The organism is Arthrobacter sp. HLT1-20, assembly GCF_054510895.1.
The window spans coordinates 228,840-244,897 of record NZ_JBTNDR010000001.1 but is presented as its reverse complement, the minus strand read 5'-3'; the positions used below and the strand labels follow the sequence as shown (position 1 = coordinate 244,897).

The 16,058-nt window shown below is 62.3% G+C and carries 15 protein-coding genes, 1 tRNA gene and 1 pseudogene; 3 read left to right on the top strand and 14 right to left on the bottom strand.

Features of this window, described 5'->3' with window-relative positions:
• Window positions 1–41: 41 nt before the first annotated feature.
• From ACX80Q_RS01135 to galU, 6 genes are all read right to left on the bottom strand, one after another.
• Entirely contained in the window at window positions 42–263 is a 222-nt protein-coding gene (locus ACX80Q_RS01135) for a hypothetical protein (RefSeq protein WP_459328672.1), read from the bottom strand.
• 361 nt (window positions 264–624) lie between these two features.
• Window positions 625–700 (bottom strand) — tRNA-Ala (locus ACX80Q_RS01130).
• A gap of 88 nt (window positions 701–788) precedes the next feature.
• The gene (locus ACX80Q_RS01125) at window positions 789–1,577 is read right to left on the bottom strand and encodes an SDR family oxidoreductase (protein WP_459328671.1); all 789 of its coding nucleotides are present in this window, start codon (window positions 1,575–1,577) and stop codon (window positions 789–791) included.
• Between the two features lie 109 nt (window positions 1,578–1,686).
• Entirely contained in the window at window positions 1,687–2,493 is an 807-nt protein-coding gene (locus ACX80Q_RS01120; protein ID WP_459328670.1) for a hypothetical protein, read from the bottom strand.
• 166 nt (window positions 2,494–2,659) lie between these two features.
• On the bottom strand, window positions 2,660–3,274 hold the full coding sequence (locus ACX80Q_RS01115) for a GNAT family N-acetyltransferase (protein WP_459328669.1): 615 nt from the start codon (window positions 3,272–3,274) through the stop codon (window positions 2,660–2,662).
• 4 nt (window positions 3,275–3,278) lie between these two features.
• A complete protein-coding gene (galU, locus tag ACX80Q_RS01110; protein WP_459328668.1) occupies window positions 3,279–4,181 on the bottom strand; it encodes a UTP--glucose-1-phosphate uridylyltransferase GalU in 903 nt (300 codons plus the stop codon).
• Between the two features lie 87 nt (window positions 4,182–4,268).
• Here galU and ACX80Q_RS01105 point away from each other — a divergent pair, with 87 nt between their 5' ends.
• Together ACX80Q_RS01105 and ACX80Q_RS01100 are read left to right on the top strand one after the other, a co-directional pair.
• Window positions 4,269–4,883, top strand: a complete 615-nt coding sequence (locus tag ACX80Q_RS01105; protein ID WP_459328667.1) for a 5-formyltetrahydrofolate cyclo-ligase — start codon at window positions 4,269–4,271, stop codon at window positions 4,881–4,883.
• Between the two features lie 84 nt (window positions 4,884–4,967).
• Window positions 4,968–5,129 (top strand): annotated as a pseudogene (locus tag ACX80Q_RS01100) (FmdB family zinc ribbon protein); the annotation flags it as partial.
• A 14-nt stretch (window positions 5,130–5,143) separates the two neighbouring features.
• On the opposite strand, the gene ACX80Q_RS01095 reads toward ACX80Q_RS01100, so the two are convergent.
• Window positions 5,144–5,305, bottom strand: coding sequence for a hypothetical protein (locus ACX80Q_RS01095; RefSeq protein ID WP_459328717.1), 162 nt, complete (start codon window positions 5,303–5,305; stop codon window positions 5,144–5,146).
• Window positions 5,306–5,457: 152 nt separating this feature from the next.
• Between ACX80Q_RS01095 and ACX80Q_RS01090 the strand changes: the two genes are divergently transcribed.
• Window positions 5,458–6,216: an SAF domain-containing protein gene (locus ACX80Q_RS01090; protein WP_459328666.1), complete on the top strand. Its 759-nt coding sequence runs from the start codon at window positions 5,458–5,460 to the stop codon at window positions 6,214–6,216.
• 19 nt (window positions 6,217–6,235) lie between these two features.
• Here ACX80Q_RS01090 and ACX80Q_RS01085 read toward each other — a convergent pair whose 3' ends face one another.
• From ACX80Q_RS01085 to ACX80Q_RS01055, 7 genes are all read right to left on the bottom strand, one after another.
• Entirely contained in the window at window positions 6,236–6,751 is a 516-nt protein-coding gene (locus tag ACX80Q_RS01085; protein WP_459328665.1) for a hypothetical protein, read from the bottom strand.
• A gap of 16 nt (window positions 6,752–6,767) precedes the next feature.
• Window positions 6,768–10,976, bottom strand: a complete 4,209-nt coding sequence (locus ACX80Q_RS01080; protein ID WP_459328664.1) for a DUF4011 domain-containing protein — start codon at window positions 10,974–10,976, stop codon at window positions 6,768–6,770.
• 111 nt (window positions 10,977–11,087) lie between these two features.
• The gene (gene guaA / locus ACX80Q_RS01075; RefSeq protein WP_459328663.1) at window positions 11,088–12,677 is read right to left on the bottom strand and encodes a glutamine-hydrolyzing GMP synthase; all 1,590 of its coding nucleotides are present in this window, start codon (window positions 12,675–12,677) and stop codon (window positions 11,088–11,090) included.
• Window positions 12,678–12,873: 196 nt separating this feature from the next.
• Window positions 12,874–13,383, bottom strand: a complete 510-nt coding sequence (locus ACX80Q_RS01070) for a DUF3817 domain-containing protein (RefSeq protein WP_459328662.1) — start codon at window positions 13,381–13,383, stop codon at window positions 12,874–12,876.
• Window positions 13,380–14,219: an SURF1 family protein gene (locus tag ACX80Q_RS01065; RefSeq protein ID WP_459328661.1), complete on the bottom strand. Its 840-nt coding sequence runs from the start codon at window positions 14,217–14,219 to the stop codon at window positions 13,380–13,382. The genes ACX80Q_RS01070 and ACX80Q_RS01065 overlap by 4 nt, the downstream gene beginning before the upstream one ends.
• A 73-nt stretch (window positions 14,220–14,292) precedes the next feature.
• A complete protein-coding gene (locus ACX80Q_RS01060) occupies window positions 14,293–14,784 on the bottom strand; it encodes a PTS sugar transporter subunit IIA (RefSeq protein WP_459328660.1) in 492 nt (163 codons plus the stop codon).
• A 144-nt stretch (window positions 14,785–14,928) separates the two neighbouring features.
• Window positions 14,929–16,053: a GuaB3 family IMP dehydrogenase-related protein gene (locus ACX80Q_RS01055; protein ID WP_459328659.1), complete on the bottom strand. Its 1,125-nt coding sequence runs from the start codon at window positions 16,051–16,053 to the stop codon at window positions 14,929–14,931.
• Between the last annotated feature and the right edge of the window lie 5 nt (window positions 16,054–16,058).

Genomic DNA, 16,058 nt, shown 5'->3' with positions numbered 1-16,058 from the left:
GCATTGAAGAGGCCATTGAGCTCCACTACGGATCGCTCAATCTACCCGCCAACTATCTGGCAGATATCCACAATCGAATCGATCAGGCACTCGCCGACGAACAGGGCAGTGTCCGTGACGTTCACGCAAAAGTCACCAGACAGCTCAAAGAGCTTGAGGTGAAAGAAGAACGCCTGATAGATCTCGCCGCTGATGGCACGCTGCCGCAGCACAAGATCCGTATGAAGCTTCACGAGATCCACACCCAGAAGAGCAAGGCTCAAGACTCGCTGGCGAATATTTCTGCCGAACTGACTGTTGGTGGAGCAGTCTTGAAGAAAGCGCTCCAGCTCATCGAAGATCCAGCCGGGCTCTATTGTTCAGCCACCGACGCTGTCCGCCGCCTGATGAATCAGTCCTTTTTCGAGAAAATCTACGTTGATGAAATCGGCGACGTGACCACTGATCTGGCCGAACCGTTCTCCGGGATCTACGCCGCAGAAACCACCTGGGCGGCCGCACGGACCGATCTGGGCGGCGCAAAGTCCTTGGTGCCAATCAAAAGACGCCCCCGCAATGCGGAGGCGTCAGATGATATTCAATTTGGTCGTCTTTTCTTGGTCAATGGTTCGACTAAAACGTCCATGGTGGAGCTAAGGGGATTCGAACCCCTGGCCTCTTCGATGCGAACGAAGCGCGCTACCAACTGCGCCATAGCCCCAGACAGTGCGTGCGCTGCCATTGTCAAAGACTAGTCCCGCAGTCCAACAGATTCCAAGGTCTGGACGCGGCGGAAGCAAAAGATGCCGTCAGCTGCCCTGGCCATTCGCCCGCAGCCACTGCCCAAAACTGATCTGTCCCACAGCATGCTCCGGCACCAGGTTCTTGCCGAGCCGCAGGAACGTGCCAAAGGAACCCGGCAGCGGCATTGTTGTCACGCGTGCCTTGCTGCCGGTGACAAACCTCCATTCCTGCGCCAGCTCCCTCATGGTCAGAACCGCCGGCCCGCCAGCAGGAACTGCCCGATGGCCGGGACCCTCAACCAGCGCCTCGCCAACAAGCACACGGGCCACGTCCGCCGTCGCGATTGGCTGGAACGAGACACCGTGGAAGGCGGGGATGACGCCAACCTTGGCGCCTGCAGAAAAAATGCCCGCCACGAGATTATGAAACTGGGTGGCGTACACAACGCTTGTCGGCAGGCCGGAATGCTCGTAGCTCAGGGCCCGCGCTGCCTGCGCCTGGTAGTAGCCCATGGAGCACTCCCCTGCCCGCACTATGGTGAGCAGAACGCATCGCCGGACACCGGCGTCGGCGGCCGCCTTCAGGGCTGCCACCGAGGTGACCGGCAGCGCCCGCAACCCGGCACCCTGCCGGGCATCCAAGGTCTCAATCAGCGCATCAGCACCGACCAGCCCCGCCGCAACTCCCTGACCCGTGCGGAAGTCGCCGTGGACGTACTCAGCTCCCGCCACCCGCGCCTCGGCAGAAGGTGGTCGCCTGCTCAATGAGCGCACCTGCTGCCCTCGGGCAACGACCTCTTCAACAACGGCCCGGCCAGCCAGTCCCGTCCCGCCTGCAACAGCAATCAAAACCATGGATCACACAATACGCCCGGACGGGCAAAAACCGCTCCCGAGCGTACAGAAGATGCCGATGTTTGTGGAAAACATCGGCATCTTCTGTACGTTCGGGGGGCTAGAAGGGTTAGGCCCGGCGGCGTTGGAGGACGTCATCCAAGTTGTTCAACGCATAGCTGCCACGCTCGGACGGAGCAATTGCAGCCGGCACAACAACAATCGGAGCAACATGACCGGGAACGTCGGGAACGGCCACGATCCCCTCATGGTCCCCAGTCACTCCCACGCCGGCCTGGTCAGCCTTGATGGAGGTGCCGGCAGATTTGGGCGCAACGGGAATGGCCAGAGGCTGCGCCTTCGACGCCGCACGGGCGGCAGTCACGTAGCCAGGAACAGGAACCTCTACTGGCTCCCAAGTTTCAGTTTCCAGCTCACCCTCGGCGAGGGTTTGGGTGTGTGCCAGCTTGGCATCGGCCGTGCCCTTGGCAGCCACCCGCAACGCGGCGGTGCGCAGTTCCTCAGCCGTGAGCGGTTTCTGCATCGGAGCTGGCGGAGCTCCTTCGGAACCGTCAAAAAGTGCCGTCTCGCGCAGTTCCGGTGCGGGCATTGATGCCTGCGTTGAAGTGGTCTGGGCGGCATCGTTCGCCGCCTGCCGGGCAGCGCGGCGAATGCTTTGGTCCCGCACAGCAAGCGTGCGCAGCCCTGCAATCACCAGGCCAAACACCGCAAGGGATGCCCAGCTCGTCCCGGAAGTGGTCAGGGACAGCATGCTCAGCGCGCCGGAAATACCCGCTACCAGTAAAGCAACGAGGCCCACACAGGCAACGAGCGTTCTGCCCCAGCGGATTTTCAAAGGTTTGTCAGTTGCCGAGGGCACGGCCGTTGAAGGTCCCGGCTCCACGTGGGTGTGGGCGTCGGAAGTAATGCTTTCCATTGACGTCTCCTGCAACTGCTGGATTGGGTGGGCTCGCAACACGTGTCCGGCCACATTTCAACCCTAGAGGTCAAACATGCCGCCACCGGCATTACTGGCGGTGTGTCGCAAGCTAAGGGAATAAAACTGACTCTTTATACAACCAACGTCCCACCAGTGCTGACCGCTACCGACTGGCCAGCCACCTGCTCAGGATCCCCTCGGGAACTTCCTCTTCGGTGAGAGCAAAACTCCTGTGATCAGCCCACTGGCCATTGATGTGCAGGTATCGCGGGCGCAGGCCCTCATCCCTAAAACCCAACTTCTCCACCACGCGCAAACTTGCCACGTTCTCCGGGCGGATGTTAATCTCCATACGGTGCAGGCCCAGCTGCCGAAAGCAATGGTCCGTGGCCATGGCTACGGCCGTGGGAACAATGCCCCGACCGGCACGGTCCTGGTCCACCCAATACCCCAAGGTGGCAGTCATGGCTGATCCCCACATGATGGAGGACACTGTCAGTTGCCCCACGATGGCCGGCTTGGGCTTTCCCGGGACACGTTCTGTGATGATGAACGGAAGGGCTGCCGCCTCACGCGCCTGCTGGTTCAAAACCCGCACCATCCCACCAAAGGTGGGCAGCTGGCCCTGATTGGCAGGGTTGCTGGCCTCCCACGGCTGAAGCCAGGCAGCATTGCGTGAGCGCACCCTGCTCCACTCGGCCTTGTCACGAAGCTTGATGGGGCGCAGGACCAAATCGCCGCATTCCAAGGTCACCGGCCAGATGGCCTGCCCCCACATGAAATTAGACCTTGAGGTCAGCTGTGAACTCGCCCAGCCATTCGCGCAGGTCCAAGCCCAGCTCCTCATTCTCGCAAGCCAGTGTCACCACTGCCTTGAGGTAGCTCAGCTTGTCGCCCGTGTCATAGCGACGGCCGCGGAACACCACGCCGTACACGCCGCCACCTTCACCGTCCATGGTGGCCAGCGTCTGCAGGGCATCCGTGAGCTGGATTTCGTCGCCACGGCCCGGGGGCGTGTTTTCAAGAACTTCGAACACTGCCGGGTGGAGCACGTAGCGGCCAATAACGGCCAGGTTGGACGGCGCATCTTCAATGGCAGGCTTCTCCACCAAATGGTTGACCCGGACGTAGTCTTCGCCCTCAATGACGCTCATGTCGGCGCAACCGTAGGAGGAGATCTTGTTCTGCGGAACCTCGATCAGGGCCACTACCGAACCGCCGGTGCGTTCCTGCACCTCAATCATGGCTGTGAGCAGTTCATCGCGTTCGTCGATCAGGTCATCGCCGAGCAACACAGCAAACGGCTCATTGCCCACGTGGGTCTTGGCGCGCAACACTGCGTGTCCCAAACCCTTGGGGTCGCCCTGGCGCACATAGTGGATCTCGCCCAGATCTGTGGCGTGCTGCACGGCGGCGAGACGGTCGACGTCGCCCTTGTCCTGAAGCAGCTGTTCGGTGACGGGCACCCGGTCAAAGTGGTCTTCCAAGGCTCGCTTGTTGCGGCCTGTGATCATCAAAACGTCTGTTAGTCCGGCGCTGACGGCTTCCTGGACAACATATTGGATAGCTGGTTTGTCAACAACAGGCAGCATTTCTTTGGGCATGGCCTTGGTTGCTGGCAGGAATCGAGTGCCCAAACCGGCTGCGGGGATTACCGCTTTACGTACGCGCTGTGCAGAAGTCATGCCCCAAGGTTAGCGGAAGTCGAGGCGAATTCATGGATAGTGTTGATTAGGCTACTATTCCCAACCGTCGAGCGGACAGAGATGACAATGAGCAAAGCTGCGTGGCGGGCCCGGATCCGCGACCAGCGCAAGGCCATGGCACCAGCGGCCGGAGCTGAACTGGCCAGTGTGGCGCTTGACTGGCTGGACTCCTTGAACTCCTCGGACACCCCCAGCGTCGGTATGCCCGTATGCGCTTACGTCTCCATGGGCCGTGAACCAGCAACGGGTCCACTCCTGGAAGCGTGCGTGGCGGCCGGGCACACGGTTTACGTTCCCGTGTGCGAGCCCGAATTCCAGCTGAGCTGGACCCGCTGGCACCCGGGCATCCAGATGGCCACAAGCGTCCTGGCACCGGTGGCGGAACCGGTGGGGCCACGGTTCTCCTTTGCCGCGCTGGGTTCGGTGGCGGCGATTCTGATCCCCGCCCTGGCCGTGGATACGGCTGGCGTGCGCTTGGGCCAGGGTGGCGGCTACTACGACAGGTTCTTGTCCTCCATTGCCCCGCTGCCCGTGGCCGCCGTGGTCTATGCACACGAACTGGTATCGCCGGGTTTACTCCCCCACGATTCCCTCGATGCCCGCGTCACGCATGCGCTCACTCCGGCGGGCCACCAGCGCTGCAGCCCGTCCCTGGCCGGCGGGAATGCGCAGGAGCCCTGAGGCGTTTTAGCTTGCGATGGTAGAATTGGCGCGTGGGACCATGGACTGCCAGCCACGCGACTGGTGGTAACCAGGTCCCAACGCATGTATCCAGGAGGAAATTTAGTGCCCACGTATGCCTACGCCTGCAAAGATTGCGGCCACGCCTTTGACATTCAGCAGTCATTCAGCGATGACTCCTTGACTGTGTGCCCGGAATGCCGCGGAAACCTCCGCAAGAAGTTCAACTCTGTTGGCGTGGTTTTCAAGGGTTCCGGTTTCTACCGCACCGATTCCCGCTCAACCTCCAGCTCGGTGGCAGCGACGGCCAGCACCAGCTCAGAGCCGGCCGCGGCAAGCAATTCCGCCGGCAGCAGCGCAAGCTCCGGCAGTGCGTCCTCCAGCACGTCGTCCGGCAGCGCGGCGCCGGCCAAGGCCGCCACCGTTGGTGCCGCCTAAACGCACCTAGGTTGGGGCCCGCACTGGGCGCCCTTTCCTTCCTCTGATTCCTCCACAGGGTCAGCTGCGCCATGTGTTGTCCACAATGGGGCGGGAGCTTCTTTTGCAGGTGGTGGCACACGCCTAGCGTGGGTGCATGAAAGCAAATCGTGCGCCCTCCCCTCCGCCCACGTACCCGGGACCTGCGTGGCGGTCCCGCCACTGGTCGGGCCGGGCGTCTCCGCAAACAGCATGGGGGAAGTCGTTTCGCCTAGTGATGCGCCGCCGTCGACTGGTGGCGGCTCTGCTGTTGTGTACGGCCGCTGCCCTTGCCGTTGAGCAGCTAACCCCTGCCAGCCCTCCCACAATTACCGTGCTGCTTGCCGCCAGAGACCTTCCTGCAGGGCACATTCTCAGCCCCTCCGATCTTGGCCCAGCCCCCGTCAGCCCGGCCATGGTGCCCGACGGCGCCTTGCTGCCAGTTCCAGCCGTGCAACCAGCAGGTAGCGCTCCTGCGTCGTGGGCGGGCAGGCAAATTTCGGGCCCCGTGCGCCGCGGCGAAGTCCTCACCGACGCCTCATTGCTGGGCAACGAACTGCTGGTGGGTTCACCACCGGGCAGTCAGGCGGTGCCTGTGCGGTTGAGCGACCCCACCACCCTGTCGCTACTGCACCAGGGGCAGCTGGTGACAGTGGTTTTGAGTAGCAGCGCAGGCCTCGACGGGCCGGTCACCAATGAAGTGCTGGCCAGCAGTGTCCCGGTTCTGTGGACACCAGGGCTGACCCCCACCAGTGGCGGCCTGTTTCCCGCGCAGGAGAATGAGGGGGTTGTGGTTGTTGCCGCCTCCGCTGATCAGGCGGTGCCGTTGGCGGGCGCCATCAACAGGGGAAAGGTGTTCTTGATCCTGCTGAACTGACGCTCCCCCAGATTCGGGGCTACTGGCCCCGCGCAGCCTTCGCTGCGGCAAAGTACCTGGTGCTGGCGGGCAGGTAGCAAAGACCCACGGCAACGCCGCCCAAGACAAGTTGTGCCACGGTTGCCAGGCCTCCCGGGAAGCTGATGCCAAGCAACTGGATCAACGTCAGCGCCACCAGGACTGCAGCCGTTGACCGCGCCCAGGACCGGCCCTGCAGGAGGAAGAAGGCGATGAAGAGGTACGCCCCCACAGTCACCACACCAGCCATGATCACCGTCAGCAAGCCCATGTTGCGCAGCAGTTCCAGACTGGGCACGTCCCCGCTCATGGCATCGATCTGCGCTTGGATGGCGGCCAGCCGTTCAGGAGAGGATGCATAGATCAGGCCAAAAATGCTCGCAACTATCTGCACTGCGGCACAGAGACCCAGGAGTCTTGCTGCAGCTTTAACGAGCCCTGAAGTTTCCGGCATGGGCGCGCCGGGGTTCTTGTCCACAAATGCGCCCAGTCCTGGAATTTTTGGCGGAGTAGCCATGGTGATCCTCTAGTCTTTAGCCCCAGTGCGGGGGTTTGTTCTCGCGCAGCCAGTCATCATGGCCCTTGGCTGTGGTTGCGTCGCCCCAGGTGTGGTCGGCGTCGTGCGGAGCCACCTTGGGCAGGACGGACGAATCCGCTGACGGTGCCACCAGCTTGTCGGCGTCCTCCGGGGTTGGTTCAACCCCTGGCTCGGCCGATGGCTCGGCAGCGGTTTCAGCAGCTGACCCGGTGTCGCTCATGTTTTCGGCTTGCTCGTTCACTGCCTGCTCACTTTCAGCACTCACTAACTCTTCTTCCAACTCCGGCGCCACGTCCGTGCTCGGGGATTCCCGGGGCACGCCTGCCACGTCGGTGATTGTCCCGGCGGCTGTGCCGCTGCGCCGCCGCGAACGCGGCGAATCAATCACGGCCGTCATGGACGTATCCAAGGACGTTCCCATTAGTGAGGCCAGATCGGCGTCGCCGGCGGTGGACGACAGTCCCAGAAAACGGCCAATTTGGTCGGCGCAGCTCGAGGGATCCGTGAAGACTTCAATGGTCCACAGCGGAACGTAACGCCAGCCCAGCCGTTCCAGCATCTCGGGCCGCAGGCGGCTCCGCTCGCGCACACTCATGCTCTGGTACTTGGCTGTGCCGTCGGATTCAACTGCCACAGGGACGGGGATCTCATGCTCGGCTCGGCCCAGCAATTGGATGGGGTCCGGGGCTGCTGCCATGTCCAGGGCGCCGTCGTAGTGGTGCCATACGCGGGCACCCCGGGCACGGAGCCTGTCGGCAAGATCGGCCACAAGAGGGTCCTCACCGGTGATGCGTTCGCTGTCCTGGGCGCGCGATGCCGGTGTGCCCAACAACGAATTCCCGGCCAGTTCACGGTCCAGCAGCTCAAAGAAGTCCACTGCCCCGTAGCTCAGGCGCTGCTCGTCCAGATCCTCCGGACGGAAGCAGGTGAGGATGTGGATGTGGTTCCGGGCGCGTGTCATGGCCAAGGCAAACTTGGCGCGGCCGTCTGGTTCGGACAGCGGGCCAAAACCGTGAAGGGCGCGGCCATGGGGTGTCCGGCCATAGCCTAGGGAGAAAATGACCCTGTCCCTGACAAGGCCGGCGGCCCTGTCCACGGTGACCACGCGGAATGACTCGGGCCCGGAGGCAAAGAACTCTCCCAGCAAGGGATGGTTGGCCATGTGAATCCGGATGGCCTGTGCAACACGCACCGCATGGCGGTCACTGGCGGTAATGACTGCCAGTGACTCGCGCGGACGCACTCGGGCGTGTTCAAACACCAGGTCAACAACGCGGTTGACCTCGGCCACCACCGACTCAACGCCACCGTCGCCAGCACCTGGCAGACCCTTGCCGTCAGGGAGGTAGTCCACGGTGAGTGAGCGTTCAAGGCCGGTTACGGCGCGGCCGTCGGGCAGGCGTTCCAGCTGGGCGTCGTAGAACCCGTTACTGAGCTGGCGGACCAGCTCCTCATCCACGGCACGGTAGGAAACCGTCAGTCGGTGGCGCGGCAGCACACGCGAGAGTGCGCCAAAGACGCTTTCCAGGGGGTGCTGCTCGCTGCCGCGCTGCGAGGGCGCGCTGACGGCCACGGTGAAACTCTTGGGGCATGCTGTTTGCTCATCCCCAAAGGCAACCACCTGCCCGGCACGGGCCAACGCTGGCAGGGCCGATTGCAAAGAGGTTGACTCGGCATCCAGGATGATCACGGCGTCAAAGCGGTAGTCCGCCGGGATGGCCGTGGGCACCACCAAGGGGCTCAGCACAAACACGGGAGCCAAGTTACGCAACAAGTCCGGGGCTTGGGCGCTCAGCGCGGCCAGCGAAACCCGGCCATCCTTCAAAACATTGCGGAGCATTTCGCCCTGGCGGTTACGGCCAGCCAGGATTTCAGTCCACTGCTGAGCCAAACGCCAGCGGATGCGACCCGGACCGGAGGCAACATGGGTTTGGTCGGCCAAGCGGAACTCGGCCTCCAAGCGGCGCAGGTTGGCGCCGTCGGACATGGCAAGGTACTCATCCCCGCTGATCATTGCCTCAAGGGCGGACTGCCACCACGCCAGCTCAAGCTCTGAGCCTGTCTGCTCGGCCGGAACCTCGCGGTGGGCCAGGTCAGCCAGCAATTCGCCCAGTCCCTGCTCACGCAGACCGTCCAGCAGAAGGGTGCGCTCGGGCAGCGTCTCCAGCGTTTCCTTCGACGCCACGAGAGCCTCCAAACGCCCAACCAGCTCGCCGGCGTTGAAGTTCAGCAGGTCCCCGCCATCCACTGTGCGCTCCAAAACGGCGCCCAGGGTCAGCAGTTTCTCACGCAGGGCGGCGTAGCTCCGGTTCAGCTCTGCCAGGCCGGAGGGCACCGTGGGGTGGCGCTTGCTGGTGGCGGCTTCAGCCCACAGGGCGCTCTGCTCATTCACCAGCACCAACGACTCATGCAGATCGGCAATGTGAACGCCAGGGCGCACCAGGTCCTTGGCATTGCGGCGGAAGCGTGCACGCTGCAGGGCGGGCATTTCGATGCCGCGCTCACGCCGCCAGGCAGCCGTGGCGGTGGCCGCGATCATGTCTTCCGTGGACCAGTCAAAAATGTCGGCGTTGAACTTGTCCAGGCTCTCGCGGATGGCCACCAGCATGTTCAGCTGAAGGCCCCACTCGGTAAATGTGGCACCCTGGGCGATCTGCCCAAAGTCAGCTACTTCACGCATCTTGGCGGCAAAGAGCGGCACCTGCTCATAGAGCTGCTCGGCCAGTGAGTAGGCCACTTCGGTTTCCTTGCGGGTGACCATGCGGGCACCATGCCAGGCACTGCTCACGGCGACTTGGCTAAACGCACCCAAGGCGGCGGCACGGCGCAACCGCCCCGTCAGCTCCTTGCGGTCGCGGATGCTGTCCAGGACGCTGCGCTTGAGCCGCACAGTGGTGGCCGGTGCCGGGTGGATGGAGGTCAGCTCAGCCAGCGACTGCATGGCCTGGTACGGAGAGCAGCCCCACCGTTCGCGGACATTGTGCAGGCTCGCCACATGGTCCACCAGCTGGTGCCGGTGGTCAACCAAGGTTTCGTGAAGATTGGTCAGTCTGGGTTCAACAGCTTTTTCGTTGCGGGTGATGGCGCGAATCAGCTGGGACTTGATTTGTTGTGGCCCGCTTTGGGCACTGAGCTGGAGCATCAGGGAGTCCAGGTCATGCTCGGTGAGGATCTGGGCCAACTCATTCAGGGTGCCGCGGCGTTCCCCCACCACCAAAACGCTCTTGCCGTCATGGACCAGCTGGGCAATGGCGTTGATAGCGGTTTGGGTTTGCCCGGTACCTGGAGGGGTGGAGACCAGTACTGAATCGCCGGCACGGATCATATCCAGCACGTATTGCTGTTGCGGATCGGCGTCGCGCACCAGGATTTCATCGTCCGGGTGGCGGTCATCCAAGGGTGTGAACCGGGAAAAGTCCGGCTCCAGTTCTACCGGGAGAACGTCGTCCTCGCTGTGGCGCTGCAACAGCTCCAGCAGTTCACTGCCCGCCATCAGGGCGGGGTCGCTTAGGTTGCCATTGAGGAAACCGAAACTGGAGACCACCAGTTCGTGCTCCACGGTTGATCCTGAAATGGGTGCCAGCATGTTCCGGACGCGGTCCAGCACGGGGGTGGGATCAAAGCGTGCAGTGCTGTAGGCGAGCCGGCCCAACGCCGCGGAATCCAGCTGAATGTTGGTGTGTTCGCCCAAGTGCTTGACCAGCGCGGGATTGATCTGAGCCTGCTCCATCAGCTGGAGTTCGTAGTCGTCCTGGCCCGGACGCACTGTCAGTGCCACGGCGGCCAGCAGCACGGGTGCGTTGACGGGCTCGTTGTGGTCCCCCAGAGCGGACCACCGGGCCATCCCGGCGGCGAGGTATCCGACGTCGATCCCGCGGTCGGTGCTCAGCTCAAAGATTTTGGCCCGCAAGGCGGCGGCGGCGCGCTTGGCGGCTGCGTAGTGTTCGGGTTCACGAATCAGTGTGGAGAGCCGGGTCTTGCGGCCAGCCAGGAGCTGCGCCAGGCCCGAGGGGTGGGCGTGCGTGAGGCTGATGCTGCCATGCTCGGTTTTTACGAAGGCAAGGGCAGTGTCGGCTCCGGAATAGGAATCCAATCCAGCAAGCCAGGATTGGAGTTCACGTGAACTCGCATTGAGGCTTGCAACTTCGGACACGGGTGCCTTCTTCTCTGCACTTGAGCGGAACGGTCTTGACCATACTGACATGCAATTTAGGCTATCGCCCCTAGCCTTTTAATGCCTGTTCGGCACACTGGGGAGCACCAAATAAAGCCAGAAAAGCGGCTTTTTCGGTACTCCCCAGTGGTCATGCGGGATTTACTCCCACTCTATGGTTCCCGGCGGCTTGGACGTGACGTCCAGAACTACGCGGTTTACACCTTCCACCTCATTGGTGATCCGGTTGGAGATCTTGGCCAGCAGATCGTACGGCAGGCGTGACCAGTCGGCCGTCATGGCGTCCTCGGAGGACACCGGACGGAGCACAATGGGGTGGCCGTAGGTACGGCCGTCACCCATGACGCCCACGCTGCGCACATCGGCGAGCAGCACGACCGGCATCTGCCACACTTCATTGTCCAGGCCGGCTGCTGTGAGCTCGGCGCGGGCAATGGCGTCAGCCTTGCGCAGCAGTTCCAGTCGTTCGCCGGTGATTTCACCAACAATGCGGATTCCCAGGCCGGGGCCGGGGAACGGCTGGCGGCCAACGATTTCGGCCGGCAGGCCCAATTCGGCACCCACGGCACGGACCTCGTCCTTGAACAAGGCACGCAACGGCTCAACGAGCTCAAAGCGCAGGTCCTCGGGCAGACCGCCAACGTTGTGGTGGCTCTTGATGTTGGCTGCGCCTTCACCACCACCGGATTCAACAACGTCGGGGTACAGGGTGCCCTGAACCAGGAACTTGATCTCTTCACCCTCGGAGGCGGCCTCGGCCATGATGGCGCGTTCGGCTTCCTCGAAGGCGCGGATGAATTCGCGGCCAATGATCTTGCGCTTGGTCTCCGGATCGGAAACACCGGCAAGGGCGTTCAGGAAGCGGTCCTGCTCGTTGGCAACGTACAGCTTGGCGCCGGTGGAGGCCACAAAGTCGAGCTCCACCTGCTCGGCTTCACCCTGACGGAGCAGGCCGTGGTTGACGAACACGCAGGTGAGCTGGTCGCCCACAGCGCGCTGCACCAGGGCAGCGGCTACGGCAGAGTCAACGCCACCGGAAAGGCCGCAAATGACCTTTGCGCTGCCAATCTGCTCGCGGATGCGGTCAACCTGCTCGTCCAGGATGCTGTTGGCAGTCCAGTTCTTTTCCAGTTTGGCGCCGTTGAACAGGAAGTTCTCCAACACGGTCTGGCCGAACTCGGAGTGCTTGACCTCGGGGTGCCACTGGACACCGAAGAGGCACTTTTCCTCATTGGCAAAGGCGGCAACGGGTGCGCCAGCTGAGGACGCGAGGACGTCGAAGCCCTCGGGTGCCTGCTGAACGCTGTCACCGTGGCTCATCCAGGTGCTTTGCACGTCACCGGTTGAGCTGAGGATGGAGCGGCTTTCGCCAACAAGTGAAACGTCTGTTGCACCGTATTCGCGCAAACCGGTTTCGGCGACGGTGCCGCCCAAGGCAGCAGCCATGGCTTGGAAGCCGTAGCAAATACCCAGGACCGGGATGCCGGCCTCGAACAGGTCAGCACCAACGCTGGGTGCGCCCTCTGCGTAGACACTTGAGGGTCCACCGGAGAGAATAATGGCAGCTGGGTTTTTAGCCAGCAACTGCGCAGTTGTATAGGTATGCGGCACGATTTCCGAGTACACATTGGCCTCACGCACGCGGCGCGCAATCAACTGGGCATACTGGGCACCGTAGTCCACAACCAGGACGGGCTTCTGGGAAGTCTGGGCCGTAGCGGGATTAGTCACCCCTCAATCTTAACCCACGGCGCAGCCAGCTCGCTGCGCACCCGCAGTTTGAGTGATGAGCACCTCACATTTCCCAACGCTCTCACAGCTTTGGTGCTTAAATCCGGAACGCTCTCGCAGTGAACTGCGAGAGCGTTCCGAAAAAATTGACCATTGCTGCGAGTGCGTGTGTCGTGGTGTTCGACGGCGGGTGGCTTTAGTAGCGCTTTCCGGCCTTCGGGTTGGCGGCAACCTCTGCCAGCACTTCCTTGTGAACCTTGGTTTCAACAATGAAGGACAGGAACGGCACCACGCCGCCCAGGGCAATGAGGACCAGTTTGCCAAACGGCCAGCGCATGAGGGTCCACAAACGGAAGTCGGCAATCAAGTACACAACGTACATCCAACCGTGAATGATCAGCACCATGGTGGACAGATTCACGCCGCCGGTGACCGCCATGGCGCCACCGTCAATGTTCACCAGGCCGAAGCCGTGGGACTCCCCCGTGACCGAGTTGGCGCCCCCGGCAACCAGTACGCTGCTGAAGGCGTAACGCAGCACTAGTTCGAGCACCAGCAGCAGTAGCATGATGCCCGTTGCGTAGGCCAGCACCTTGTAGAACTTCAGGGCCGTCATGATCTGGGCTGGGGTGCCGCCAAAACGTCGTTTCGGGGTTTCGGCACTGGTGGATGCCGCCGGTGCGCCGCTCGATTTGGGCTCGGTCACTTTGTTACCTCTTTGGTCGTATCTTCATCGGGGGTTTCATCGTCCGGGTATTCCAGATCGAAGAGGGCGTCTTGGTCGCGGCGGTAGTCATCGGCCACCAAACGCCACCACAGGAACAAGGCAAAGCCGGCGAACACTACCCATTCAATGGCGTAGAAAATATTCAGCCAGTTGACCTTGTCATTTTGGTCCGTTGCCGTGACAGTAATTGGCAGCAGCTCCGAGGACTGTGCCGAAGCGCCAACGTCTGCACCGTTGGCCATTTCTTGGTGGGAAACGACAAATGCGGCGTAGGTGGTCACGTCCCAGATGTTTGTCAGCTCGGCGCTGGAGAGTGCACTGATTTGGCCGGCGGGGAGATCCGGCGCCAGCACCGGTCCTTCGGAGTTCAGCAGCCTGCCTTCAAGCTGGATGGTTCCGCTGGGTGCGCTGGGCGGGTTCTCTGGGGTTGAAACCCAGCCGCGGGCCACAGGAATGACAACTTCCTTGGTTGCCGCCACACCGGTCAGCGTGGGTGCCCCGTCCACCACAAAGGCCGTGACAACCCAGTAGCCAACGTTGCCGTCCTGCACGCGCTCGGGGACTAGAACTTGCTTTGCGTTGTCAAAGCGGCCGCTGGCGCTCACCAGCTGACCCTCAATATTTCCGGTCATAGTCTGGCCCGGCGCCATGATGTTCAGCAGTGGCTGGACTTTCTCGGTCACCGTGGGAGGGGCCACATCTTTTTCCAGCGAGCGGGAGAATTGCCACTGGCTCAGCAGGACCAAGACGGCGGAAACAGCCAGCGCAAAAACCAGCGCGGCTATCCATTTGGGCTTAACGGCAGTTTTCAACACCCTTCAACGTTACTTCGTCACCGTGTAGAACAACGAATGCGCCCGCTGGGAATCACCTGGGAGCAGCTGGGTACTAGTGGTCGAAGAACACCAACGAGGAGTTGATGAGTTCGGCAATAACCTCGGGGTCGTGGGCCCGCCGCAGGGATTCACGGAAGTTTTCCTTGAACAAAGACCGGGCCAGTGTGGCCAGCACTTCCAGGTGCGCCGAAAAGGAGCTGGCGGGCGTGGCAATGAGCAAGATCACCGTGGCGGGCCCGTCAACCGCCCCAAAATCGAGGCTGTGGTCAAACTTGGTGATGCCCACGGCGATGGAGATTTCGTTGACGAACTCGCTGCGCGCGTGCGGCAGGCCGATCCCGCCGGGCAGTCCCGTGGCCATCTGGTGTTCACGGGCGTTGACGTCGCGCAGGAAACCGTCAAGATCGGAGATGCGCCCGTGCTCGAAGAGCTTCGCGGCCAATTGGGCGGCTGCGTCCTCTTTCGAGTCGGCTACCATTTCCAAAATGACCAAGTTTGGGTTGGTCAATTCAGTTTCATAGCGCTCCAGCGAACCCGATGTCATCAGTACCTTCTTAGCTGGTGGTGAAATAAAAACCTGTCTTCAGTCTAGTCGCATTCACTCCCCACAGACGGGGCTCGGGCGGGGCCGGCGTTAACGCACAACGTGCCCCGGCCGAAGGGGCCGGGGCACGTTGAAAAAGTAAAACTACGGGTTGACGATGACGTCAATCCGCTGGAATTCCTTCAGGTCTGAGTAACCTGTGGTGGCCATGGAGCGACGCAGTGCACCAATCAAGTTGGACGTGCCGTCGGCCTGGTGAGCCGGGCCGTACAGCACTTCCTCCAGGGTTCCCACCGTGTCCATCTTGACGCGGTGCCCGCGGGGCAGTTCCTGGTGGTGCGCTTCAGCACCCCAGTGCCAGCCCTGGCCGGGTGCCTCGGCAGCGCGAGACAAGGCTGCCCCGAGCATGACGGCGTCGGCGCCCATGGCGATGGCCTTGACGATGTCGCCACTGGAACCCATGCCGCCGTCGGCGATCACGTGCACGTAGCGTCCGCCGGACTCGTCCATGTAATCGCGGCGGGCCGCTGCAACGTCGGAGATGGCGCTGGCCATGGGTGAGCGGATGCCCAGGGCTCGGCTGGTGGTGGTGGAGGCGCCGCCGCCGAAGCCCACCAGGACACCGGCTGCACCAGTGCGCATCAGGTGCAGGGCCGAGGTGTAGCCTGCCGCGCCGCCAACAATGACGGGGACGTCGAGCTCGTAGATGAACTGCTTGAGGTTCAGCGGCTCGGTGGTCTTGGACACGTGCTCGGCGGAAACTGTGGTTCCACGGATCACAAAGATGTCCACCCCGGCGGCGATGACAGTCTTGTAGAACTCCTGGGTGCGCTGCGGCGTCAGGGAGCCGGCAACCGTCACACCGGCGGCACGGATCTCGGCCAAGCGGGCGGTGATCAGCTCTTCCTTGATGGGTGCGCTGTAGATTTCCTGCAGGCGGCGGGTGGTCTCGGGGTCAACCACCGAGCCTTCCAGCGTGGCAATCTCATCCAGCACGGGCTGCGGGTTCTCGTAGCGAGTCCACAGTCCTTCCAGGTCCAGGACACCCAGACCACCCAATTTGCCTAGGGCAATGGCAGTCTCCGGGGACATCACCGAATCCATGGGCGCACCAATGACGGGCACCTCAAACTGGTAGGCGTCGATCTGCCATTTCACCGACACATCCTGGGGATCGCGAGTACGCCGGTTGGGCACAATCGAAATCTCATCCAACGAGTATGCGCGGCGTCCACGCTTTCCACGGCCAATCTCAATCTCATAAGTCACGCCCC

Coding starts and splice junctions, on each gene's coding strand:
- ACX80Q_RS01090 (WP_459328666.1), top strand. CDS start 5,458: ATGAAAGCAAATCGTGCGCCCTCCCCTCCGCCCACGTACCCGGGACCT.
- ACX80Q_RS01125 (WP_459328671.1), bottom strand. CDS start 1,577: ATGGTTTTGATTGCTGTTGCAGGCGGGACGGGACTGGCTGGCCGGGCC.
- ACX80Q_RS01120 (WP_459328670.1), bottom strand. CDS start 2,493: ATGGAAAGCATTACTTCCGACGCCCACACCCACGTGGAGCCGGGACCT.
- ACX80Q_RS01085 (WP_459328665.1), bottom strand. CDS start 6,751: ATGGCTACTCCGCCAAAAATTCCAGGACTGGGCGCATTTGTGGACAAG.
- ACX80Q_RS01105 (WP_459328667.1), top strand. CDS start 4,269: ATGAGCAAAGCTGCGTGGCGGGCCCGGATCCGCGACCAGCGCAAGGCC.
- ACX80Q_RS01115 (WP_459328669.1), bottom strand. CDS start 3,274: ATGTGGGGGCAGGCCATCTGGCCGGTGACCTTGGAATGCGGCGATTTG.
- ACX80Q_RS01080 (WP_459328664.1), bottom strand. CDS start 10,976: ATGTCAGTATGGTCAAGACCGTTCCGCTCAAGTGCAGAGAAGAAGGCA.
- ACX80Q_RS01060 (WP_459328660.1), bottom strand. CDS start 14,784: ATGACATCGGGTTCGCTGGAGCGCTATGAAACTGAATTGACCAACCCA.
- galU (WP_459328668.1), bottom strand. CDS start 4,181: ATGACTTCTGCACAGCGCGTACGTAAAGCGGTAATCCCCGCAGCCGGT.